General features: G+C 59.5%; 17 protein-coding genes and 1 tRNA gene. 15 read left to right on the forward strand and 3 right to left on the reverse strand.

The features are described from left to right. The first annotated feature begins 908 nt into the window (after window positions 1–908). Complete coding sequence (locus ABMC88_RS03930) at window positions 909–5,600, forward strand: Calx-beta domain-containing protein (protein ID WP_349575512.1); 4,692 nt, start codon at window positions 909–911, stop codon at window positions 5,598–5,600. A gap of 99 nt (window positions 5,601–5,699) precedes the next feature. Next, the gene (locus tag ABMC88_RS03935; RefSeq protein WP_349575513.1) at window positions 5,700–7,016 is read left to right on the forward strand and encodes a cytochrome-c peroxidase; all 1,317 of its coding nucleotides are present in this window, start codon (window positions 5,700–5,702) and stop codon (window positions 7,014–7,016) included. Here the strand turns inward: ABMC88_RS03935 and ABMC88_RS03940 are convergent. Together ABMC88_RS03940 and ABMC88_RS03945 are read right to left on the reverse strand one after the other, a co-directional pair. Then, complete coding sequence (locus ABMC88_RS03940; protein WP_349575572.1) at window positions 7,013–8,473, reverse strand: CRTAC1 family protein; 1,461 nt, start codon at window positions 8,471–8,473, stop codon at window positions 7,013–7,015. The two genes, ABMC88_RS03935 and ABMC88_RS03940, sit on opposite strands and share 4 nt — an antisense overlap. Window positions 8,474–8,493: 20 nt before the next feature. Beyond that, the gene (locus ABMC88_RS03945; RefSeq protein ID WP_349575514.1) at window positions 8,494–9,765 is read right to left on the reverse strand and encodes an ROK family protein; all 1,272 of its coding nucleotides are present in this window, start codon (window positions 9,763–9,765) and stop codon (window positions 8,494–8,496) included. 198 nt (window positions 9,766–9,963) lie between these two features. Between ABMC88_RS03945 and xylF the strand changes: the two genes are divergently transcribed. From xylF to ABMC88_RS04010, 13 genes are all read left to right on the forward strand, one after another. Continuing rightward, the gene (gene xylF / locus ABMC88_RS03950; RefSeq protein WP_349575515.1) at window positions 9,964–10,992 is read left to right on the forward strand and encodes a D-xylose ABC transporter substrate-binding protein; all 1,029 of its coding nucleotides are present in this window, start codon (window positions 9,964–9,966) and stop codon (window positions 10,990–10,992) included. 144 nt (window positions 10,993–11,136) lie between these two features. Further along, a complete protein-coding gene (locus ABMC88_RS03955; RefSeq protein WP_349575516.1) occupies window positions 11,137–12,432 on the forward strand; it encodes a sugar ABC transporter permease in 1,296 nt (431 codons plus the stop codon). Next, window positions 12,429–13,181, forward strand: coding sequence for an ATP-binding cassette domain-containing protein (locus ABMC88_RS03960; protein ID WP_349575517.1), 753 nt, complete (start codon window positions 12,429–12,431; stop codon window positions 13,179–13,181). Before ABMC88_RS03955 ends, ABMC88_RS03960 begins: the two co-directional genes overlap by 4 nt. Further along, a complete protein-coding gene (gene xylB / locus ABMC88_RS03965) occupies window positions 13,178–14,617 on the forward strand; it encodes a xylulokinase (RefSeq protein WP_349575518.1) in 1,440 nt (479 codons plus the stop codon). The genes ABMC88_RS03960 and xylB overlap by 4 nt, the downstream gene beginning before the upstream one ends. Before the next feature lies 1 nt (window position 14,618). After that, window positions 14,619–15,920, forward strand: a complete 1,302-nt coding sequence (xylA, locus tag ABMC88_RS03970) for a xylose isomerase (RefSeq protein ID WP_349575519.1) — start codon at window positions 14,619–14,621, stop codon at window positions 15,918–15,920. Between the two features lie 40 nt (window positions 15,921–15,960). Continuing rightward, complete coding sequence (locus ABMC88_RS03975; protein ID WP_349575520.1) at window positions 15,961–16,878, forward strand: glucokinase; 918 nt, start codon at window positions 15,961–15,963, stop codon at window positions 16,876–16,878. A gap of 236 nt (window positions 16,879–17,114) precedes the next feature. Further along, entirely contained in the window at window positions 17,115–18,410 is a 1,296-nt protein-coding gene (locus tag ABMC88_RS03980) for an ABC transporter substrate-binding protein (protein ID WP_349575521.1), read from the forward strand. A gap of 164 nt (window positions 18,411–18,574) precedes the next feature. Then, the gene (locus ABMC88_RS03985; RefSeq protein WP_349575522.1) at window positions 18,575–19,513 is read left to right on the forward strand and encodes a carbohydrate ABC transporter permease; all 939 of its coding nucleotides are present in this window, start codon (window positions 18,575–18,577) and stop codon (window positions 19,511–19,513) included. Window positions 19,514–19,525: 12 nt separating this feature from the next. Continuing rightward, window positions 19,526–20,362 carry a carbohydrate ABC transporter permease gene (locus tag ABMC88_RS03990; protein WP_349575523.1) on the forward strand — a complete coding sequence of 279 codons (837 nt, stop codon included), beginning with the start codon at window positions 19,526–19,528 and terminating at the stop codon, window positions 20,360–20,362. Window positions 20,363–20,395: 33 nt separating this feature from the next. Beyond that, on the forward strand, window positions 20,396–21,289 hold the full coding sequence (locus tag ABMC88_RS03995; RefSeq protein ID WP_349575524.1) for a helix-turn-helix domain-containing protein: 894 nt from the start codon (window positions 20,396–20,398) through the stop codon (window positions 21,287–21,289). Continuing rightward, the gene (locus ABMC88_RS04000; RefSeq protein ID WP_349575525.1) at window positions 21,286–22,707 is read left to right on the forward strand and encodes a mannitol dehydrogenase family protein; all 1,422 of its coding nucleotides are present in this window, start codon (window positions 21,286–21,288) and stop codon (window positions 22,705–22,707) included. Before ABMC88_RS03995 ends, ABMC88_RS04000 begins: the two co-directional genes overlap by 4 nt. After that, complete coding sequence (locus ABMC88_RS04005; RefSeq protein ID WP_349575526.1) at window positions 22,695–23,729, forward strand: ABC transporter ATP-binding protein; 1,035 nt, start codon at window positions 22,695–22,697, stop codon at window positions 23,727–23,729. The genes ABMC88_RS04000 and ABMC88_RS04005 overlap by 13 nt, the downstream gene beginning before the upstream one ends. 27 nt (window positions 23,730–23,756) lie before the next feature. After that, the gene (locus ABMC88_RS04010) at window positions 23,757–24,674 is read left to right on the forward strand and encodes a carbohydrate kinase family protein (protein ID WP_349575527.1); all 918 of its coding nucleotides are present in this window, start codon (window positions 23,757–23,759) and stop codon (window positions 24,672–24,674) included. Window positions 24,675–24,889: 215 nt separating this feature from the next. Here ABMC88_RS04010 and ABMC88_RS04015 read toward each other — a convergent pair. Further along, window positions 24,890–24,965, reverse strand: a tRNA-Lys gene (locus tag ABMC88_RS04015). Window positions 24,966–25,052: the final 87 nt, after the last annotated feature.

A 25,052-nucleotide genomic window follows, 5' to 3' on the forward strand; every position in this document is an offset into this window, starting at 1 on the left:
AACCGTAATCCCGCTCCTGTCCTACCGTTCACAGACCGTTGCCCGGTAGACCCCGCGTCGCAAATGCATAATTCGATGCTGGAAAAAGCTGTGTCCTCTGTAACTCCTATGAACATCCGAAACCCGATTCCACGTCAAGCACGGAGCCATCGGTTCTTAAGAGAAACCAAAAGCCGAGAGGAAGAGAGTCGCCCTTCCGTTTCATTCTGGCAGCGCTCAAAAATCCGCTACCAGAATAGCCGCAAGCGGCCATAGTATTTTTGGACCGTGAAATTACGTGAACAATATTGAAACCTTATTCTTTCAAGAGCGGTTTCAACTCATCCGGCCCACCAGAGCACACAGCGAATTCGCAAATAGAACCGTTTAGCCCAGCGAGTGACGAAAAGCCTGAAAAGTGGAATTCATTCAAAAGGTAGCCCTATTTTCACAAAAGCTTCTTCCATCCTGCACGGACACAGAGGTTAATACACCGTCATCCGCCGTTTCGAATGACGGCAACGAATACAAACTGGCAATTATACCAGATGCCACGATCGAACCCGAAAAAACCGCCGACAGCCCGCCCATGGAACCTTCAAAATCAACTTCCTCAGCATAAACAGGCTGCTAAAACTTGATGTCAGCCGACCTATCTGAGGCGCAAAAGTTTTAAACCACGCTAGAATGCGCCACAATCAAAAGCGTTTGACCCGATCAAAACCTTCACTGGCATCATCAATTAATCTCCATTTTTAACGATACAGACGAGACGTCGGTCCACCCCACGCCATTCAGCGCGGCCGCTACTTTTTCAGCTCGCTGCCCCTAACGCCCTGAATTGCACCCGCGCATGATGACACTTGACTGAAAACCAAAGACCCTGTTCCCTTGCGGCTAATTTATTTTACATTTTTTCCGAGGTCATTATGCTTCCTATCATCTCTCTATCGCCTGCCGTCGCCAACGAAGGTTCTTCGCTTGCTTTTGTAATCACCCTTTCACAACCGTCACTGGCGCCTGTCGAAATTACCTATCGCACCGTGCAAAACGGCACGGCCACCAGCGATGTCGACTATGGTGAAGTGTTCAACACGGTCACGATTGCTCCGAATGATACGACCGCGACAATTTTTGTCTCGGCCTACAACGACAGTCCGAATGACGGTGACGAGAACCTGACACTTCAACTGAGCGATCCTGTAAACGGCATGTTTTCGGGCGGACAGCCCACGCTCAGCGCGACAGGGGTGATCCTTGATCAGGACGGATCAACCTTTGATCGCGGGCTGTTTGTCTCCGACCCGCAGATCCTCGAAAGCGATAGCGGTGTCACCCAGGCGGTGTTTGAAATCCGCCTGTCAGAAGCCTTCGGCAGCTCGCAAACCTTGTCGTTCACCACCGCCGATGGCACAGCCATCGCAGGGCAGGACTATGTCGCGACTTCGGGCACTGTGACCTTTGGCGCTACGCAAACTGTGGCCTCGGTCGCGGTGGATGTTATCGGCGACTTCGATCATGAACAGATGGAGACCTTTAACCTTGTTGTGACACCGAACATCGGGATCGCAGGCGGAGTTGGCGATTCAACGGGTGTCGCTACGATCATCGCGGACGACGGGGACAACAACCTGCCTGTCATCTCTGTCCTCGCCGCAGAGGCGCTGGAGGGAGAGCCGGTAAGGTTTGAGGTGATCCTGTCGGAACCCTCTTTGGCAGACGTTACGGTCTACTACCGCACTTTGTCCGATGGGTCTGCATTGCTGGATATTGACGTTGATGAATCGTTTGGCACCCTTACGATACCGGCAGGTCAAACTGTTGTGGCACTGTCGTTTAATTCTTTCAACGACACTCCTGATGACGGCGACGAGAACTTCTCGGTACAGCTGAGCGATCCTGTCAACGCCACCCTTGCAGGGGGTGGGCCAACTCTTACCGCGACAGGCGTTGTTCTGGATAATGACGGCTCGGTTCAGGATCGTGCGCTGTCTGTCAGCGATCCGATCGTTGTTGAAAACGACAGCGGCGGTGTGCAAGCCGTGTTCGAGGTGCGCCTGTCCGCTCCGTCGGCAACCAATCTTATTCTGAACTACACCACCGCAGATGGCAGCGCTCTCGCGGGGCAGGACTATGCCGCGTCCACAGGCACGATCAATTTCCGACCCGGCCAGACGGTTGCGTCTGTTGCCGTCGATATCCTTGGCGACATCACCTCCGAGACGATGGAGACTTTCTCGCTTGTGGTGACACCGGGTGCGACCATCTTTGACGGTGCACGGGATTCGACGGGCATGGCGACAATCGTTGATGACGATACAGGCAGCGGGATGCCCATCATTTCCGTGCTGCCCGACACCACATTAGAGGGTGAATCCCTGCGGTTTACCGTTGTTCTGTCAGAGCTATCGCTTGCCGATGTGACGTTCGTCTTCCGCACAGTGCAAAGCGGATCAGCCGAAGCAGACATCGATTATGACGAAGGGTATTTCACCCACACAATTCCGGCTGGCAATACCGTCAGCTTCCTGTCCTTTTCCACATACAATGACAGCCCCAGCGACGGGGATGAAAACCTGACCTTGCTGATCGCGAACCCGACAAACGCGACATTGGCGGGCGGGGAAACCACGCTCAGCGTGACGGGCGTAATTCTGGACAACGACAGCCCCGATTCAGACCTCGCGCTGTTTGTTTCCGACCCCTCGATTGAGGAACAAGACAGCGGCGAAACCCAAGCCGTGTTCGAGGTGCGCCTGTCCGCACCTTCCCCGACAGACATCACCGTCAGCTATACCACGGCAGATGGCTCTGCACTTGCAGGGCGCGACTATACCGCGACAAGCGGCACGATCACCTTCCTCGCAGGTCAGACGGTAGCCTTTGTCGCCGTTGACATCCTGGGCGACACAGATGTTGAGATGATGGAGACATTCTCGCTTGTTGTGGCCTCGGATGCGCCCATCGTGAACGGCATCCGTGACGGCGCAGGCATCGCAACGATCCGCGATGACGACACCGAAACGAACCTGCCCGTCCTGTCAATCGAAGCGGCAACAGCGACAGAAGGCGAAGCCCTTCATTTTGACGTCACCCTGTCCGAGCCGTCCTTGGCCGACATCACCTTTACCTACCGAACCGTGGCCGATGGCTCTGCCCTGTCAGACATCGACTATGACGAGGTACTGGCCAACGCGACCATTCCGGCGGGCCAGACCTACATCCGCCTTGCGGTCACGACCTACAACGACAGCCCCGATGACCGCGACGAGAACCTCACGCTCGAAATCAGCGATCCCGTTAACGCGGTGCTTGCGGGGGCACAGCCTACGCTGACGGCAACGGGTGTTATCTCGGACAACGACGGCTCTACCTCCGATCTGGCGCTGTTTGTTTCGGACCCGACCATTCTGGAAACGGATGGCGGCGCACAGCAAGCGGTGTTCGAGGTGCGCCTGTCGGAGGCATCGCCAACGCAAGTCGTGCTCAGCTATGCGACCTTTGATGGTTCGGCCACGAACTTCAACAACCTGCCCAACGATGCGCCCTTGTCGGCCTTTGACTATATCCCCGCGATGGGCACATTGACCTTCTTGCCGGGGCAAACCGTTGCCCATGTGCATGTCGATCTGGAACCCGATGCCAGCGCCGAAGTGATGGAGACTTTCGGCCTTGTCGTCACACCCGCCCTTCCCATCGTCGACGGTGTCCGCGATGCCTCGGGCACTGCTACGATCCTTGCCGACGATTCCGAAACGGGCCTGCCCGTTGTCTCGATCCAGTCCGCTGACGCGCTTGAGGGAGAGCCGGTGCGCTTTACCGTGACCCTGTCGCAGCCCTCGTTGGCCGATGTGACCATCGCCTTCCAATCCATCTTTGACGGCTCGGCAAGTGCCGCCGATATGAGCGGCGGCAGCGGCACGCTCACCATCCCCGCAGGACAGACCGTTGCCACCATCAGCTACACAACCTTTGGCGATAGCCCTGATGACGGCGACGAAAACTTCACGATCGAGCTGAGCAACCCCACCAACGCCGTCTTGGCCGGAGGCGAGGCGCGTCTGACCGCAACAGGTGTGATCCTAGATAACGATGGCACTGCGGAAGACCGCGCCGTCTTTGTCTCGGACCCGATCTTCCGCGAGGGGGACGGTGGAAACACCCAAGCCGTGTTCGAAATCCGTTTGTCGGAACCTGCGGACAGCACGATCAACCTGTTCTACGGCACCGCAGACGGCTCTGCCACGGCGGGCACCGATTATGTCGCCAACGCGGGCTTTGCGACCTTCCGGCCGGGCCAGACGGTGGTGCATGTGGTGGTCGACATCATCGAGGACACGTTGATTGAAGGTGCCGAGACTTTCTCGCTCAATGTGAATGGCGCGGCCAATGTGTTCAGTACGGCAGATGCTTCGGGTGTGGCCATTATCCTGAACGATGACGCAAACGGGCAGAACACCACAGGCTCTGCCGCGAACGAAACCTTTAATGGCACCAGCGCCGCAGATGTCCTGAACGGGCTTGGCGGCAGCGACAGCATCTTTGGCGGCGGATCGGGCGATATCCTGCGCGGCGGCGGCATGGGTGACACAATCAACGGCGCGAATGGCGAGGACTCGATTCTGGGCGGTCAGGGCCGTGACCTTTTGTATGGCGGTAATGATGACGACACCATCACAGGCAACGGGCAGGCCGACACCATCTTCGGCGGCTTCGGCAATGACATCATCACCGGCGGTCAGGGCGGCGATGAACTGAGCGGCGATGGCGGCGACGATTCAATCAACGGCGCAACAGGTGCCGACACTCTCGATGGCGGTGCCGGTGCGGACGTGCTGTTGGGCCTTGCCCAGGGGGACGAGCTGAACGGCGGCAGCGGCAACGACTTCCTGCTTGGTGGTGACGGATTCGACACGCTCAACGGCGGCAACGACAACGATCTGCTTGACGGTGCCAATGGCAACGACAGCCTTAGCGGCGATGGTGGCGAAGACTACCTGATCGGGAGCAGCGGCTTGGACACACTTAATGGCGGGGCGGGCAGCGATACGCTCAGCGGTGGCGGCGGCAACGATATGCTTGAGGGCGGGACAGGCGGCGACTTTTTGCAAGGCGACGGCGGTTCCGACACGTTGCGGGGCAATGACGGCAACGATGTGATGGAGGGCGGCGCGAATGCGGACAGCCTCTATGGTCAGGCAGGTCAGGATTCCCTCAACGGGGGTGGCGCGGGTGACTTGCTGAACGGTGGCGGGGATGATGACTTTATCTTTGGCGACAGCGGCAATGACCGGCTTTTCGGCGGCACGGGTGACGACACCCTGCTGGGCGGCGGCAATCAGGACACGCTGTACGGCGGGTCCGGTGACGACATCCTTGATGGTGGCGCGGCAGCCGATACTTTTGTCTTCGCCCCCAACTACGACACTGACGTGATCACGGATTTCGAAGACGATATCGATACGCTGGATCTGAGCGCATATGGTTTCAACAACAAGACCGCAGCCATGGCCAATGCCACACAATCGGGCAACGATCTGGTGTTTGATTTTGGCAATGGCGACACGCTGGTGGTCGAGAATATGACAGCCGCACAACTGTTCGGTGATCTGGTGGTCTGACCCTTTCGGCCCCCCCCCTCCGCCCACATTGGCGGAGGGGGGGCGCCCCGCACGCAAGGTCCCTTGTTTGCCATACGTCTCGCGCCTACTGTCGCGAACATGAAATACGCAGCCCTCTTTTGCCTTTTGTTCGCAACCGCGACAGCCGCACAACAAACGCCCACAGCGGTCACGGATGACGACTTTCTTCCTGTTGATCTGCAAGAGGCCAAGTTGGGGCAGTTGCTATTCTATGATCCCATCCTGTCAGGCAACAAACAGACGGCCTGCGCCACCTGTCATTATCCCGCGCTTGGCACCTCGGACGCGGTATCGCTGTCGTTTGGCGATGGCGGCATCGGGATGGGCCGCGCCCGCAGCGCCGACCCCGACAACCTGCCGGAAAAGCGTATCCCCCGAAACTCGCCCGCGCTGTTCAACCTTGGCGCGGAAGAATTCACCGTGCTGTTCCACGACGGCAGGCTAGAGGCCGACCCCACCCGCCCCAGCGGCATCCGCACACCGATGGGCGCAGATATGGAGGTGGGCTTTGCCTCGGTCCTATCCGCGCAAACGATGTTTCCCGTGCTCAGCCGCGACGAGATGGCGGGCTCGTACAATGAAAACCCGATAGGAGCGTTGGTCCGTCAGGGGCGCATCACGGGAAAGGGCGGCGCGTGGGATGTGCTGTCGCGCCGCGTTGCCGACATTCCCGCCTATGCACAAGAGTTCACACGCCTTTACCCGCACATCCAGACGCCCGATGACATCTCCTTCACCGACATCTCGAACGCGATTGCGGCCTTTGTTGCCTATGAATGGCGCTCTGACACCTCGCCGTTTGATGCCTATCTGCGCGGCGGCACGCTGCCATCGCCTGCGCAATCGGGCCTTCAGCTGTTCTATGGCTCCGCTGGATGCAGCGCCTGCCACAGCGGCCCGTTCCAGACGGATCACAAGTTTCACGCAATGGCCGCGCCGCAAATCGGACCTGGCAAAGCGGCCACATTTCAGGATCACACCCGTGACGAAGGCCGCTTTCGCGTGACAGGCAACGCCGATGATCTTTACGCCTTTCGCACGCCGTCTTTGCGCAATGTGGCGCTTACCGCGCCTTACGGTCATGCGGGCGGGCATGCCAATCTTGCGGCCTTTGTCGCGGCACACGCCGACCCTGTGCAGGGGCTGGCCGCATATGACCGTACCCAAGCAATCCTGCCCCCCTATACCTCCGATGACTTCATGGTTCTGAACGACCCCGCGCAGGTCCATGCAATCGCGGATGCTGTGCGAACCCCTGCTGTTTCTTTGGAGAACGATGAAATTGATGCAATCGTGGCGTTTTTGCACACGCTCACCGATCCGATCAGTATCGCGGGGCGGCTTGGCGTACCAAATGCAGTTCCCAGCGGCGGAGAAATCGCAACCGTAGACTAGGGTTTTTCAACCACCACCCGTGCGCCGGCAGCGGCTTGCACCTGCGTCATGGTCCCGTCCGGCCATGCGACTGTGATACGGGCCGTGGCTGCGTCGCCCAAACCGAAATGGCGCGGCAGCAATTGTCCGCCTGCGTGACCGCCGCCAATGACCTGCTGTATGCTTTGCGACCTGTCGCCTGATTGCACGGAAATCACTGCGCCGATGGCGTTGCGGTTGCCACCTGCCTGCCGCACTTCAACTGTGATCCATTTGCCCGTTTCGGGCGTCACATTCCGGTAAAGCTCCAGGGGTGCGCGGCGGTTCGAGACGATCAGATCCAACCGCCCGTCCAGATCAAAATCAACCAACGCAGCCCCACGCGACCGCGTTAAGCTGGCCACGCCTGCATTCGCTGACACTTCTTCAAAGCGGCCATCACTGCGCTGCATCAACAGGTTGTTGGGGTCATCCATCGCCATACCCGGCATCTGGTCCACGTTGCCCTTCGCAATAAACAGATCAGCGCGGCCATCATTGTCCACATCACCGAATTCCGCATGCCAGCCCGTCGAGGGACGCCCATCGCCCCCCACATGCGGCCGCTGCGCGTAGGTGCCAAGACTGAAATCCGCCGCACGGTATCCGCCATCTGCCTGCCCGAAGTGCAGCACCTGATCTCCCATCGAAGTCAGCATGACGTCATCGCGCCCGTCTCCGTTCAGATCGCGGCTGGCAATGCCCATCCCCCAAAGAGAGACCCGCGGCCAGCCGTCATCCTGCCCTAGAAACCGACGCTCGGCGATGTTCCACATCTGCTCGTATCCGCCTTTGACATAGTAATGACGGTCGTTCGAAAGACGCAGCGCCATGCGCCCCCGTGCATCGCGGGCGGCGAGAATGGAAAGCGGGCAAAAACCAGGGGTCAGGTCCTCCGCGACATAGGCCGCCCCCTCCCACCGCAGAATGCGGTTGTCGTCACAGGCTTCAAACGGGCCATCGGGGTCAGCGCGGTCCACATAATTGCCCAGCGCAAAGACGGGCCGTGCGCCCCCTTCCCACCACGCGGTAAAGGCGGTGGTCCATGCGTTTGCCTGTGCAGGCATCCAGTCTTGCGTCACGTCCTCGAACCCGCAGGCGCCTGTACCGCGCAGAATGACATTGGCACCCGCCCGCATGACAAACAGATCGATCAACCCGTCCGCATCTATGTCGATCGGGTATGCGCCCGTAACCCCCGTCATCGGTTTAATGGCCACAGGGTCGAACACGAAATCACCTGTGTTGCGGATCAAGGTGGCGGGGTTCGCGCCGCCAGCGGCAAAGATGTCGGGCAGCGCATCATTGTTGCAGTCAAAGACCGCAACGCCACCGCCGACGAAATGCTCCCATCCGCCGCCGTAAACGTGAGGCGGCAAGCGGTCTGACATATCCTCAAACTTCGGCGCGGCCTGCGCGATACCCGCAGCAAAGGCCATCGCACCGCACAGAAGGCGGATCACGCAGCCCCTGCCATCTGCGCCGTGAGCGCGGTAAGCGCAGGCACCGCAGCGCCCCGCGCCCATTCCAGATCGTCCCAATGACGCAATTCAACCACGCAGCGTCTTCGGCCGTCAGACAGGGTCAGCTTTTCCATCTCGGCCAACACCTCGTCCGAGTAATAGTCGGACTGCGTCAGCTTGCCTGACAGGATGATCAGCGGCGGGTCAAACAACTGTATAATGTTGGACAGCCCAACCGCCAGATAGCGGCCCGCCCGCTGGAAGACCGCCTGTGCGCCCGCATGTCCGGTCTTTGCGGCGTCATGCAAATGGTGCAGCACTGCGTCCTGCCCCCGCGGGCCTGTCTCTTCGACATCCAGCGCCGTCGCGGCCTCGCGGCTGATGGCATAATCACCCAGATACGCCTCAAGACAGCCGCGCTGGCCACAGCGGCACAGCGCGCCGTCCAGATGAACCTTGGTGTGACCCAGTTCCAGCCCCATGCCGTGGGTGCCGCGGTACAGCTGGTTATTCACGACCAACCCCATGCCCACACCGTTCTCGATGGTGACCACCGCGAAATCCGCCTTTTGCCGCCCGCCCCCGAACCACAGTTCGGCCAAGGTCAGCATGTTGGTGTCATTGTCGGTAAACAGGGGCGCATGGAAACGGCTGGCAAAGGCAGCCACCAGATCGACGTTGCCGTCATGCAAAAGCGAGCTCCACCTGACCAGCCCACTATCTGCATCCACAATACCCGGAAGACCCAGACCAACAGCACGGATTTCTTGCGCAGTGCGCCCGCTGTCGGCGACAACTTTGTCGATCAGGCTCATCACCTCGTCCAGCAGGTGATCTGTGCTGCGCCGCCGCTCTGACGCGGGCACGCTGACGGCCCCCACGACCTGCCCCGCAAAATCACACAGCACTGCGCTGTGGCGTTTGAATTCCAGCTTGATGCCGATCACAAAGGCGGCCTCGCCGACCACCTCCAGCGCCACACGGGGGCGGCCACGCCCTACATCCCGCGCGGGCGCAAGCGGGTCGGCCGCCACCTCGCGAAGCAACCCCGAAGCAATCAGATCCGCGACCAGCGTGGTCGCACTGCCCGCGCTGATGTGCAGCGCACGGGTAATATCGGCCCGCGCAGCCTGCCCGCTGGCCCGCACATGCTCGAACACCTGTTGGCGCAGGGGGAGCGTGGGGAGCGTGGCGCCACTGACGTGATCACCCGCCAGTAAGGGGCCGCATCCCTTTGGAATCTGGGCGTCTTCTATATATTTCAACATCTAAAATTAATCCAAACCCAAGCGTGCATATCGATGCCATCCAGCAAATTATAGGTCGAAAATCACGACCTGAGAACACAAATTTTCGCAAAACGTCATTTTTTATTTTGCAAAGTAAAATAAATAAGGCACGATAGTATTCGAGTCAGCAGGCTCCAGCCCCGCATCAAAGCGGGGGCCACTTTTGGGAGGACTAAAATGAACAAGTATATTATCGCAGCGGCAATCGCCGCGGCAGGCTTCAGCACATCCGCATTTGCCGACGGCCATGGCGTCACAGTCGGCGTAAGCTGGTCAAACTTTCAGGAAGAGCGCTGGAAAACAGACGAAGCCGCGATCAAGGCAGCCCTAGAGGCAGCAGGCGCGAAATACATCTCGTCCGATGCGCAATCTTCTTCGGCCAAGCAGTTGTCAGACGTTGAAAGCCTGATCGCTCAAGGTGCCGACGCGTTGATCATTCTGGCGCAAGACACCGCCGCCATCGGCCCCGCCGTTGATGCAGCCGACGCCGAAGGCATTCCGGTCGTGGCCTATGACCGCCTGATCGAAGACGCCCGCGCCTTTTACCTGACTTTCGACAACGTCGAAGTTGGCCGCATGCAGGCACGCGCCGTTTTCGCGGCCCAGCCCACCGGCAACTACGTGATGATCAAAGGCTCGCCCACCGATCCAAACGCCGACTTCCTGCGCGGCGGCCAGCAAGAAGTGCTGCAAGAGGCCATCGATTCCGGTGCGATCACCATCGTAGACGAAGCCTATACCGATGGCTGGCTGCCCGCGAATGCCCAGCGCAACATGGAGCAGATCCTGACCGCAAATGACAACAAAGTAGACGCTGTTGTCGCCTCGAATGACGGGACTGCGGGTGGTGTGGTTGCAGCACTGACAGCGCAAGGCATGGAAGGCATCGCAGTATCGGGTCAGGACGGAGATCACGCCGCGCTGAACCGCGTCGCATTGGGTACTCAAACCGTGTCCGTCTGGAAAGACGCACGCGAGCTGGGCAAGGCCGCAGGCGAAATCGCCGTAGCGTTGGCTGCGGATGAAAACACCATGATCGAAGGCTCTGCCAAATGGACATCGCCAGCAGGAACCGAGATGACGTCACAGTTCCTCGCGCCTATTCCCGTGACTGCCGAAAACCTGACTGTTGTGACAGACGCGGGCTGGATCACGGTTGAGGCACTGTGCCAAGGCGTGACCGACGGTCCTGCGCCTTGTAACTAAACACAGCTAACAGGCCAGTTCGGCCTCACGACAGGCTCCGCCCACTGCGGCGGGGCCTTACTCCCCCCTTTCACTTTGCACTTTCTGCCCCATCGGCTCTGGCCGCAGAAAGGGCCCTGCCCTACCCTCAACGGGAGACACGCCATGTCTGATCAATCCGCCAATTCACACCCCCCCAAGCGTAGCTTTCTGCAATCGCTCGAGGTTGATCTGCGCCTGTTGGGCATGGTCGGGGCGTTTCTGTGCATCTGTCTGATCTTTAACTTCCTGACCGAAGGGCGTTTTCTAACGCCCCGCAATATATTCAACCTGACGATCCAGACCGTATCGGTTGCGATCATGGCGACGGGGATGGTGTTCGTGATCGTCACCCGCCACATCGACCTGTCCGTGGGCGCGCTGCTGGCAACCTGTACGGCGGTCATGGGCATGACCCAAACCGCCTGGCTGCCGCAGGTCTTCGGGCTAGAGCTGGGCCACCCGATGATCCCGTGGATCACCATCGCTGTGGGCCTGATCACAGGTGCCGCCATCGGTGCGGCCCAAGGCTGGCTGATCGGGTATCAGGCCATCCCCGCCTTTATCGTCACACTTGGCGGATTGCTGGTTTGGCGCAACGTGGGCTGGCACCTGACGGACGGGGCCACCATTGGCCCGCTGGATAAAACATTCGTTCTGTTTGGCGGCATCACAGGCACGTTGGGCGCGGGCCCCAGCTGGATCGTCGGAATCATCGCGGCCGCGCTTGCCGTGCTTGCCATGGCCTCCAGCCGCCGCGCCAAAACAGGCCACGGGTTTCCCGTAAAGCCCGTCTGGGCAGAGGCTACCATGATGACTGTTGTCGCAGGCAGCATCCTTGGCTTTGTCGCGATCCTGAACGCCTATACGGTGCCGGCCCGCGTCATCGCCCGCAACCCTGCCCTTTTCGGCTGTGAGCAAGCCGAGGGCTGTGTCGCCGCTTACGGGCTGCCATACTCGGTGTTGGTTCTGATCGCCGTGGCGATTGTGATGACCGTGATCGCCCTGCGCACACGGCTGGGCCGCTACATCTTTGCAACGGGCGGCAACCCCGACGCGGCAGAGCTGTCGGGCATCAACACGCGCCTGCTGACGGTCAAGATTTTTGCCATGGTTGGCGTTTTGTCCGCCATCGGTGGTGTCGTCGCGTCGGCCCGCCTGGGCTATCACACCAATGACATCGGCACGCTGGACGAGCTGCGCGTGATCGCCGCCGCTGTGATCGGTGGCACGGCGCTATCCGGCGGCGTCGGCACGATCTATGGCGCAATCATCGGGGCGCTTATCATGCAGTCGCTGCAATCGGGCATGGCGATGGTCGGCGTTGACGCCCCTTACCAGAACATCGTCGTCGGCGCGGTCCTTGTCCTCGCCGTCTGGATCGACATGCAATACCGTAAAAGATTGGGAGCGAAATCATGACCGCACCTCTTGTTGAAATGAAAAACGTCTCCATCGCCTTTGGCGGCGTCCGCGCCGTCGATAACGTGAGCATCAATCTGCACGCAGGCGAGGTCGTCGGCCTGCTGGGTCACAACGGCGCCGGCAAATCGACGCTGATCAAGATGCTGTCAGGGGCCTACAAAATGGACTCAGGCGAAATCTGGATCGAAGGCAAGCGCGCCACCATCAACTCCCCCCGCGACAGCCGCGATTATAACATCGAGACGATCTACCAGACGCTGGCGCTGGCCGATAATCTTGATGCGGCCTCGAACCTGTTTTTGGGACGCGAATTGACAACGCCTTTGGGCTTTGTCGATGACAGCCGGATGGAGGCCGAAACCCGCAAGATCATGGCGCGCCTCAACCCGAACTTCAAAAAACTCAAAGAGCCTGTCGCGGCCCTGTCTGGGGGGCAACGCCAATCTGTCGCCATCGCCCGCGCCGTCTATTTCAACGCGAAAATCCTGATCATGGATGAGCCGACAGCCGCCTTGGGCGTGCACGAAACCGCAATGGTGGCCGAGCTGATTGGCGAGCTGAAGAAACAAGGCCTCGGCATCTTCCTGATCAGCCACGACACCCGCGAGATGATGGAGTTGTGTGACCGCGTCGCCGTGATGAAGAACGGCCAGCTGGTCGGCAGTGAGCGGGTCGAGGACGTGACCGAAGACGACATCCTGTCGATGATTATCCTCGGTAAAAACCCCAAGGATGCAGCCGCGTGAGTTACCTTGGCATTGATCTTGGCACCTCGTCGCTGAAGGTGATCGCGGTGGACGATGCCCAGCGCGTGCTGGCCGAACATGCCGTGCCGCTGACGGTGTCGCGCCCGCACGCGGGGTGGTCCGAGCAGGACCCCGCAACTTGGGTCGCCGCCCTTGATACCGCCATGCGGGCTTTGGGCGAACAGACGGACCTGTCGGGCGTGCGCGGGATCGGCTTGTCGGGCCATATGCACGGCGCGACCTTGCTGGACAAATCGGATGCGGTGCTGACCCCGTGCATCTTGTGGAACGACACACGCGCCGCGCAAGAGGCGGCGCAGATGGACGCAGACCCGCAGTTTCGCGCCCTCACGGGAAATATCGTCTTTGCGGGTTTCACCGCTCCCAAGCTGGCGTGGGTCAAAACCCACTTGCCCGACATTTTTGATCAAACCGCCAAAGTGCTTTTGCCCAAAGACTACCTGCGTCTGACCCTGACAGGCGAGCATGTGGCCGAGATGTCGGATGCGGCAGGCACGGCATGGCTGGATGTGGCGCGCCGCGATTGGTCGGACGACCTGCTGGCCGCAACGGGGTTGGACCGCAGCCACATGCCGCGCCTGGTTGAAGGCTCGGACGCCTCCGGCACCCTGCGCGACACTTTGGCCGATGAATGGGGCCTGCCCAAAGGCGTGATCGTCGCGGGCGGCGGCGGGGACAACGCGGCCTCGGCCATCGGCGCGGGCGTGGTGGCAAAGGGCGACGCGTTTGTCTCGCTCGGGACGTCGGGCGTTTTGTTTGCTGCCTCTGATGCCTATCAGCCTGATCCCGCCACGGCGGTACATACTTTCTGTCATGCACTGCCGGACACGTGGCACCAGATGGGCGTGATCCTCGCCGCGACAGATGCGCTTGAGTGGCTCTGCCGTCTGAGCGGTCAGACAGCCGAGGCGCTGACCCGCGATCTGGGACAGCTAAGCGCCCCCGACCGCACGCTGTTCCTGCCCTATCTGGGCGGAGAGCGGACGCCCCACAACAACACAGCCATGCGCGGCCAGTTCCTGCATCTGGATCACAGCACCGATGCCCGCGCCGCAGCGCGTGCGGTTCTGGAAGGGGTCGCTTTTGCCTTTGCCGATTGTCAGGCTGCGCTGCAGGCGACAGGTACCCAGATCACCCGCGCCGTGGCCTTGGGCGGCGGTGCAAAATCCGACTACTGGCTGCAGGTCATCGCCACCACTTTGAACATCCCGCTGATGCGGCCTGCGGGCGGTGACTTTGGCGCGGCACTGGGTGCGGCGCGACTGGCGATCATGGCCACAACGGGTGCTGGCCGCGATGTGGCCAGCCTTCCCCCTATCGCAGAAACCATCGACCCCGACACATCGCTTGCCTCCGCATTTACCGATGCCCATGCGCGCTACCGCGCTGCCTATCACGCCCTAAAGGACCTATAATATGACCGAATTTTTCAAAGGTATCCCCGCAATCCGTTTTGAAGGTCCGGACAGCGATAATGAATTCGCCTTCCGCCACTATGACGCGGACGAGATGGTGATGGGCAAACCGATGAAGGACCACCTGCGCTTTGCCGCCGCCTATTGGCACTCCTTCGCATGGCCCGGCGGTGACCCGTTCGGCGGCGAGACGTTTGAGCGGCCGTGGTTCGGCGACACCATCGCCCACGCCAAGGCCAAGGCCGATGTCGCCTTTGAGATGTTCGGCCTGCTGGGCGTGCCATACTTTTGCTTCCACGATGCGGACGTGCGCCCCGAAGGTGCCAGCTTTGCCGAGACGACCCGCAACCTTGAGACCATCGTCGACTATTTCGGCGAGAAGATGGAAGAGACAGGCACCAAGCTGTTGTGGGGGACGGCGAACCTGTTCTCGCATCGCCGCTTCATGGGCGGGGCCGCCACCAACCCCGACCCCGATATCTTTGCCTATTCCGCCGCGACGATCAAAACCTGCATGGATGCCACCATCAAACTGGGCGGAGAAAACTACGTGCTGTGGGGCGGGCGCGAAGGCTACGAGACGCTGCTGAACACCGACATGGGCCGCGAGCGGGCGCAGGCGGGGCGGATGCTGCAAATGGTTGTCGATTACAAACACAAGACCGGCTTCAAAGGCGCGATCCTGATCGAGCCAAAGCCGCAGGAGCCGACCAAACACCAGTACGACTTTGACGTGGCAACGGTTTACGGCTTCCTCAAGGACTTTGGGCTGGAGAACGAAGTGCAGGTCAACATCGAGCAGGGCCACGCGATCCTTGCGGGCCATTCGTTCGAGCATGAGCTGGCATTGGCGCGGGAGTTGGGGATTTTCGGGTCCATCGACATGAACCGCAATGACTATCAATCGGGTTGGGACACCGACCAGTTCCCAAATAACGTGCCAGAGATGACACTGGCCTTCTACGAGGTCCTGCGCGCGGGCGGGTTTACCACAGGCGGCACAAACTTTGACGCCAAGCTGCGCCGCCAGTCGCTGGATGCCGAGGACCTGATCCTTGCCCATGTCGGTGGCATGGACGCCTGCGCCGCAGGACTGAAGGCCGCCGCCGCGATGCTGCAAGACGGCAAGCTGGAGGCCGCCCGCGATGCGCGTTATGCTGGCTGGGAAACGGAGGCAGGCAAAGGGTTGCTGTCCAGCGATCTGACCAGCATCCACGATGATGTTGTGGCCCGTGACCTTGACCCGCAACCGCAGTCGGGCCGACAAGAGCGGTTGGAAAATCTGGTGAACCGGTACCTGTGATGATAGCCTCCCCTTCAACTGCATTAGACGGGCTGCGCTGATGCGGCTGATTGCCGACATTGGCGGCACGAACGCACGCCTCGCGCTGAGCGAGGCGGGGCAGATCGTGGCAGGCAGCACGCGCAGCTATACCAATGCGAAGTGGGGCAGCCTTTATGAGGTTGTGGACGACTTTTTGTCACTGCCGCAGATGCCCGCGCTTACCGAAGTCGTGATCGCTTTGGCGGGGCCTGTACAGGGCACGCGGGCCGAATTGACAAATTACGATTGGCAGATCGGCGCCGAGGCGCTCTCTGACCTGACTGGTGCAGGCAAGGTACATCTGTTGAATGATCTGACCGCCCTTGGCTATGCCGTGCCGCAGTTGCGCACAGACCAGCTGACCCTTCTGAGGGAAGGCCAGCCCAAAGGTGGGCCCGTCCAGCAGTCTTTGGTCGTGGGCATCGGCACCGGCTTTAACGTGAGCCCCGTCTTGCAACACATGAACACAGTCATCTGCCCTGCCGTTGAGGCAGGCCATATCAGCATGCCCCACAGCGTCAGCACCAGATTGCCCCGGCTTGGATGCGACCCGCAGAGTTTCGGGACAATCGAGACGCTGTTTTCAGGTCGTGGCTTTGCCGCTTTTTGCCAGCAGCTTACAGGCCAACCCGATATGACCGGTCCCGAGGCGATCGGCGCCTATAGCGACCCAGCACAGCCAAAGGTTACCAAGGCTGTCGACGCATACGCCGCCTTGCTTGGCCATCTGCTGCAAGATTTATCGCTGGCCTATATGCCGTTGGGCGGACTGTATCTGGCGGGCAGTGTGGCACGGTCGGTCCTGTCTACCGCACGGCAGCCATGCTTTGACACCTTTGGCGCGCCGCGCAGTATTCTGGTGCATAAGGACACGCCTGTCTGGGCCATTGCCGATGATCTGGCCGCGCTTACCGGCTGCGCCAAAATTGTTTTGTAGCGATATGAATACGACCCTTACGCACGCATTGCGCGGGCATTTGCGACGGGAATCAATCACGGATTGCAGTGCGGCTTGTGCAAAATGCTTCGAATAACCTCACTATTTTTGCCCCCACCCACCCAAAATGATAAAATCGTACGCTTATTTGTCGGTATAGTATTTGAGACACTTGTACGAATTTCGCAGTGTGATTGCACAGTCAACATGATTCTGTGACTTCTGGGAGGAAGATAATGAAATCTCTACGTAACACGGCTTTGGGCCTTGCACTCGGCATTGCTGCCGTCACATCTGCGTCTGCTGATGGGCACGCCAAAGAATTGACAATTGCGATCGTGAACAACGGTCACATGATCAACATGCAAAAAGTTGCCGAAGCCTATACCGAAGAAACCGGTGTAAAGCTGAACTGGGTATCGCTGGAAGAAGGCGTTCTGCGCGAGCAGGTCACATCCGACACAGCAACCGGTGGCGGCCAGTACGACATCATCAACATCGGCATGCAAGAAGCACCCATCTGGGGCGCGGCAGGCTGGATCGAACCGCTTGAGTTCGGCGCCGAGTACGACGTCGACGACATGCTGCCAGCAATGCGCAACGGTCTGTCCGCCGATGGTACGCTGTATGCGGCACCTTTCTACGGTGAATCCTCGATGGTTATGTACCGCAAGGATCTGGCAGACGCGGCCGGCGTGACAATCGCCGACAACGACAGCTGGGACAACATCAAGGCCGCAGCGGCTGCGATGCACGACCCTGACGCGGGCGTCTACGGTGCCTGCCTGCGCGGCAAGCCGGGCTGGGGCGACAACATGGCGTTCGTGACAACTGTCGTGAACTCTTTCGGTGGTGCATGGTTCGACAAAGACATGAAACCAGCGCTTGATTCAGACGAGTGGAAAGCTGCGATCAACTTCTACGTGGATCTGCTGGGCACATACGGCCCTCCCGGCTCCGAAGGTAACTCCTTCAACGAAATCCTCGCTCTGTACAACGAAGGCAAATGCGGCATGTGGATCGACGCCACAATCGCGGCGTCCTTCCTGGAAGTTGACGGCGTAGCCTACGCACAGTCGCCCAACGCAGGTAACCCTGTTGGCGCGAACTGGCTCTGGGCGTGGGCAATGGCTGTACCAACAGGCACAGACAACACAGATGAAGCAAAAGCATTCATCGAGTGGGCCACATCCAAAGAGTACATCCAAGCTGTCGGCAACCACCCTGACTTCGGCTGGGGCTCTGTTCCAACAGGTACACGTGCATCCACATATGACATCCCTGAATTCCAAGCCGTTGCAAAATTTGCAGCAGCCGAGAAAGCAGCGATTGATTCAGCGGCACCAGCGGCCACAGACATCAAGCCATACGTAGGTGTTCAGTTCGCAGCGATCCCCGAATTCCCCGAAGTCGGCACAGCCGTTGCACAAGAAATCGCAGCAGCCTTGTCCGGTGCGAAATCGGTTGATGAAGCTCTGGAAGCGGCTCAATCCGCAGCAGACGCCATCATGTCCGAAGCGGGCTACTACTAAACCGCTTTGACTGACTAACGTTTGGGTCCGGCATCGTTTTGTCGGACCCGACACCCCCCTCTTTTTATCCTCATTCCGCTAGATGGTGTCGCTTGACCCTCGCGTGATGAAGCCCCGCCCGAATTCGAATTCAAAGATAACCGCAGCCATAGGTGACTCGAGCCATGTCCAAAAGAACGCTCCCCCGCATCCTCCAGACCCCCGCAGTTGTATTGCTGCTGATCTGGATGCTGGTCCCGCTCAGCATGACGCTGTATTTCTCGTTCATCCGCTATGTGCTGGCCAGCACGCGCCGTCCCGAGTGGATGACGCCATCGCTGAGCAACTGGCGCGGTTTCGGCAACTACGAGTATGTTCTCAATGCCAAGGACTTCTGGTTCGCGATCCAGAACTCGGTCCTGATCGTGAGCAGCATTCTGATCCTCACGGTGGTCTTGGGCCTTGGGATTGCGGTGCTGATCAACCGCAGCTTTCCGGGGCGCGGCATTGTGCGTGTTCTGCTTATTTCGCCTTTCTTTGTGATGCCGGCGGTCAACGCGGTGCTATGGATCAACATGATCCTTGATCCCGTACTGGGCCTGCAAGGCATCGCCGTGGGCGGGCTGAACAACCTGATCGACGGGTTGCGCGACTTCCCCGTTCTGGGCGCATTCTTTGACCTGTGGCCGCGGCTTGAGCCGATCTCGTTCCGGGCCACACAAACCTCGGCCTATGCCGTGATCATGATGGTCGCGTGGCAGTGGACGCCCTTCGCCGTGCTGATTTTCATGACCTCGCTGCAATCCGAGGACGAAAGCCAGAAGGAAGCCGCCACACTCGACGGGGCAAGCGCATGGTCACAGTTCATCAATCTGACCGTGCCGCACCTTGCCCGCCCCATCGCGATTGTTGTGATGATCCAGTCGATCTTTCACCTCTCGCTCTATGCGGAAATCGAAATCGTCAGCCGGGGCAACGGCAACAAGAACCTGCCCTATCTGATTGGTGAGTTCACCTCCAACAACATCGGGGCCGCGAGTGCGACAGGCATCTTCGCCGTCATTCTGGCCAACATCATCGCCATCTTCCTTCTTCGGATGGTCGGCAAAAGCTTGATGGATTAAGGGACAAAAACAATGGCAACTATCGCACAACAATCCCGCGTCGGCGCAATCCTCTGGCCCGCTTTGGCATGGATCATCGCAATCATCTTCTTCTTCCCGATCTTCTGGTTGGTTTTCACCAGCTTCAAGACGGACGCAGACGCGGTGAAGCCTGAATTCCTGTTCTTCTTCACGCCCACGCTGGAGAATTACACCAACATGACCGAAAATTACGACTACTGGCGCTTTGCCACCAACTCGGTCATCACCTCGACCTTTGCGACACTGTTTGCGCTGTTTGTCGGCGTGCCCGCGGCCTATGCCATGGCGTTCAACCCCAGCCGCCACACCAAGGATATCCTGATGTGGATGCTGTCCACGAAGATGCTCCCGGCGGCTGCGGTGTTGTATCCGATGACATTCCTGACCAAGAACTTCCTGGGCATCTTTGACACGCATTTCCTGCTGATCCTTGTCTTGTGCCTGATCAACCTGCCCATCGTGATCTGGATGCTCTTCACCTATTTCAAAGAAATCCCGAAAGAGATCATCGAGGCTGGCAAAATGGACGGCGTCAGCACTTGGGGCGAGATCAAGGATATCCTGATCCCGCTGGCATGGGGGGGCATCGCCTCTACCGCGCTGCTGACCTTCATCTTCTGCTGGAACGAGGCCTACTGGACCGTGCGCCTGACCACCATCGACGCCGCGACCCTGTCCAAGCTGATCGAGGGGAACCGTGCGCCCGAAGGCTTGTTCTTTGGCCGCCTCGCCGCTGTCTCCACCGCCGCAATCGCGCCCATCGTGATCCTTGGCTGGTTCTGCCAGAAACAGTTGGTGCAGGGCCTGACATTCGGGGCGGTCAAGTGATCCGCGCAAGCCAGCATAAATCAGGGGTCAGCCATGTCGATCATTGAACCCGAAATCGAAATGGTCGACCGCTCGTCACGTTCGATCCGCTACTTGCAGCACGGCTGGCCCACGGACCTGTGCCGCTGGCACGCCCATGAGGAGTACGAGCTGCACCTGATCGTAGAGACACGCGGCAAGGCCTTTGTCGGCGACCATATCGGCGACTTCAAAGCCGGTGATCTGTTCATGACAGGCCCCAACCTGCCGCACAACTGGATCACAGATCAGGTCTGGACCGAAGCCGTAGACACCCGCGACATGCTGGTCCAGTTCAGCCACGATAGCGTTGTGAAACTGGCCGAGGGCTTTCCCGAGTTTTCCCAGGTCTTGCAACTGCTGCAACTGGCGCAATCGGGCATCCTATTCGAAGGGTTCAACCCCACCTTCGCCCGTGGCCACATGGAGGCGATCCGCGACAACAAAGGTGCCGAACGTATCTTGTCCTTCATTCGCTTCCTTGTGCGTTTGAACGAGCACGCCGAGAAAAAGACCCTGTCCGTGACCAAGCTGATCCAGCCCGAAGGCGGCAGCAAGCACGCCCGCATCGCGCAGATCGTGGACCATATCACCAAGAACTTTGCCGAAAGTTTCTCGGTCTCGCAGGCCGCCGAAATGGCGGGCATGACCGAGGTTACCTTCAGCCGGAATTTCCAATCCGTCACCGGCCACAGCTTTGTCGAATTTCTGAACCGCATCCGCATCGGGCAGGCCTGTGCCATGCTCTATGCCTCTGACGACCAGATCATCACGATTGCGCAGAACGCGGGCTACAAGAACCTTGCCAACTTCAACCGTCACTTCCTGAAGGTGAAGGGCATGACCCCGTCAGAATACCGTGACACGGCGCGAAAAGACCTTGTCCCCCAGATAGAGACGCACGCATGAATACCGCAGCACATACCGCCATTTCCGCCACCACCTATGACAGGGCCGCCTGTCAGACGGGCGTTGTCCACCTTGGGTTCGGCGCGTTTCACCGTGCCCATCAGGCCGTCTATCTGGATGACTACATGCAGGCCACGGGCGATCTGCGCTGGGGCATCGCAACCGTAAACCTGCGCCCCTCCGAGAGCGCGCATTTCCAGACCGCAGCCGAAGATATCGCCCGCCACGACGGGTACTTCCTACAGTCCTACGCCCCGAACGGCGAAGTCGCCCTGCGCCGCGTCCGCGCCCATGTGCAGTTTGCGGACTGGAGCGCGGACGCCCCCGCCGCCGAAGCCTTGCTGTCGAACCCTTCCGTGCATCTGGTCACGATCACGGTCACAGAAAGCGGCTATTACACCGATCCCAACGGCAACCTTGATACCGCCAACAAAGCCATCGCAGGCGAGATTGCGGGGGGCTCTGCCCAAACGGTCTATGCCTATCTGCGTGCAGCCTTGCGCGCCCGTGTCGCCACCACTGCCGCTCCACTGACCATCGCGTGTTGCGACAACATCCGCCAGAATGGCAAGATGCTGCACCGCAATTTGCTGGCCTATCTAGAGGCCTGCGGCGACACAGCCCTGCGCGATTGGGTCGCGGAAAATGTGGCCTTCCCCTGCTCGATGGTGGACCGCATCACCCCGCGCAGCCCTGATACACTGGGGCCGGAGCTGTCTGTGTTGGTCGGTGCCAAAGTAACGTCGCCCATCATGGCTGAAGATTTCATTCAATGGGTCCTGCAAGACCACGCCGCCGCGGCCATGCCCGATCTGGCAAAGGCGGGCGTCACCGTCACCGCAGATGTGGACCCGTTCGAAGAAACCAAAATTCGCGTGCTGAATGGCGGGCATACGGCATTGGCTTATCTTGCCGCGCTGGAAGGGGTCGAGACCTTTGACGCGGCCATGCGCGTGCCGCGTCTGAATGCGCATTTTCACAACTTTGAAACGCTTGAGGTTCTGCCCGCGTTGACCCTTGATCTGCCGTTCTCTAAGTACGACTACCTGCAAGACATCGCCGCGCGCTTTGCAAATGAAGCCATCGGCGACACCATCGCACGGATCTGCGCAGACGGCATGGCAAAATTCCCGATCTTTATCCGCCCCACGCTGGCGGGATGTCTGGCGCGGGGCGCTATGCCCGTCTACGCCATCCGCTCCATCGCGAGCTGGTACGTCTTTGCACGCCATGTGGCGGCAGGCAAAATACCGTTCGACTACGTCGAACCGGACTGGGCCACACTGGAAACACTGCTGGGGACAGACGACTTTGTCACCAACCGACAGCTTTGGGGCGATCTGCCCGAAACTTACCCTGATTTTGCGCAAACCCTGCGCCAAACTATCACTGAATTGGAGATCACATGGCCGGTCTAACTCTGCGCGATGTCGTAAAACGTTATGGTGAAACGCAAGTCATGCACGGCGTTGATCTGGATATTGAAGACGGCGAATTTGTCGTTTTCGTCGGCCCGTCGGGCTGTGGTAAATCCACGCTGCTGCGGATGATTGCCGGGCTTGAGGAAATCTCGGACGGGACTGTGGCCATTGGCGATGAGGTCGTGAACGATGTGGCCGCGTCCAAGCGTGGCGTGGCGATGGTGTTCCAGTCCTACGCGCTTTATCCGCATATGACGGTCTACAAAAACATGGCCTTTGGTCTGAAACAGGCCAAGACCGACCCAGCCGAGATTGACCGCCGCGTGCGCGATGCCGCCCAGATCTTGCAGATCACCGACTATCTTGACCGCAGCCCCCGCAACCTGTCGGGCGGTCAGCGCCAGCGCGTGGCCATCGGCCGTGCAATTGTCCGCGACCCCGAGGTGTTCCTGTTCGACGAGCCGCTCTCGAACCTTGATGCCGCGCTGCGCGTTGCCACACGGTTGGAGATTGCACGCCTGCACGAGCGGCTGAAAACCACAATGATCTACGTGACCCACGATCAGGTCGAAGCGATGACCCTTGCCGACAAAATCGTCGTGTTGCGCGATGGCCGGATCGAACAAGTCGGCTCCCCGATCGAGCTGTATGAGCGGCCCGCCAATGCTTTTGTCGCGCAATTCATCGGCAGCCCGAAGATGAACTTCTTTGGTCATGATGACCTGACTGCGGGCGCTGCGACTGTCCTTGGCCGCACCGTTGGCGCGTCCCAGCATGTGGGCCTGCGCCCCGAACACCTGACTGTCACCACAGGCGCTGATGCCGTGGTTGAGGGCCGACTGGAGCTGGTCGAGAACCTTGGGGAATATGCGTTGGTGCATCTTGTCTCGGGCAAGGGCGTTGAATTCATCGCCAAAACGGAAAAGCCACCCGCCGCCGCCAAAGGCGAAACAATCAGCTTTACGATCAAGCCCGAACTGGCGCATTACTTTGACGCAGAAAGCGGCTTGCGAGCCTGAACAACAGCACCATAGAGGGGCAGCGTTATGATCATCTGTTGCGGCGAAGCCTTGATCGACATGATTCCGCAGGCGGGTGCCTTGGCCCCACATGCGGGTGGGGCGGTGTTCAACACGGCCGTCGCTTTGGGTCGTTTGGACGTGCCGGTGCAGTTCCTGTCCGGCGTCTCGACCGATCTGTTTGGCAAGCAACTGGCAGAAGGGCTGCACGCCAGCAATGTGGGCACCGATCTGTTGATCCGCGCAGACAGGCCCACCACGCTTGCCTTTGTCGAGCTTACGGACGGCCATGCCTCCTATACGTTCTATGACGAAAATACCGCAGGGCGGATGCTGGACCCGGCTGCCCTGCCCGACATCCCTGCGGACGCCACGGCGATGTATTTTGGCGGCATCAGCCTGATTAACGAACCTGCGGCGGATTTCTATCTTGCGCTGGCAAAGCGCGAAGCATCAACGCGCACCATCGTGGCCGACCCGAACATCCGCGCCAATTTCGTCACGGACCCGGAACGCTACCGCGCCCGCCTGACGCAGCTGATCGCCTGTGTGGATATCTTGAAGGTATCGGACGAAGATCTGGACTGGCTTGTTGAAGGGCCGCAGCCGCATCTGGAAAAGGCCCGAATCTTGCAATCGCAAGGGCCTTCGATTGTTGTGCTGACAAAAGGAGCGCAGGGGGCGACGGCGCTGTTCGGGGTCGATGAAACAGTCTCGGTTCCCGTTCCAAAGGTGACGGTTGTGGACACTGTGGGCGCGGGCGACACGTTCAACGCAGGATTTCTGGCGGCCCTTAGCGCAGAGGGGGGGCTGGAAAAATCCGGCATCGCAACCCTCGGCGCGGAACGCATAATACAGGCGTTGCAGCATGGCGCACAAGTCGCCGCTGTGACCGTCTCGCGCGCTGGTGCGAACCCGCCGTGGCGCAGCGAACTGACGGCATAGCCCAAAGCAACCGGCAACCTATGACGCCCTGAATTTGGCTCACCTTTTTGAGGGCGGGGCCAATAGTCTAAATCGCATCCCAGCGCGCCGTGGCGGGACGCCTCAGCCTTGTGCGCATAAAAAGTATGATCAAGTGCAGAAGCAGCGGCATCGGTCAAAAGGGCCGCAATGCGGCACCACTGTTTCGAAAACCGTCTGAAGGATATTGGAAAAAGTGGTGAGCCCTGTTGGGTTCGAACCAACGACCTACTGATTAAAAGTCAGTTGCTCTACCAACTGAGCTAAGGGCCCACTACGGCGGTGTTTAGAAAGACGGGCGGTGTGGGTCAACCCCCATAACGCATGTATTTCCTCTCCACTGCTGGAATATTTCACGCG

It is taken from the genome of Sulfitobacter aquimarinus (assembly GCF_040149565.1).
Taxonomy (GTDB): domain Bacteria; phylum Pseudomonadota; class Alphaproteobacteria; order Rhodobacterales; family Rhodobacteraceae; genus Sulfitobacter; species Sulfitobacter aquimarinus.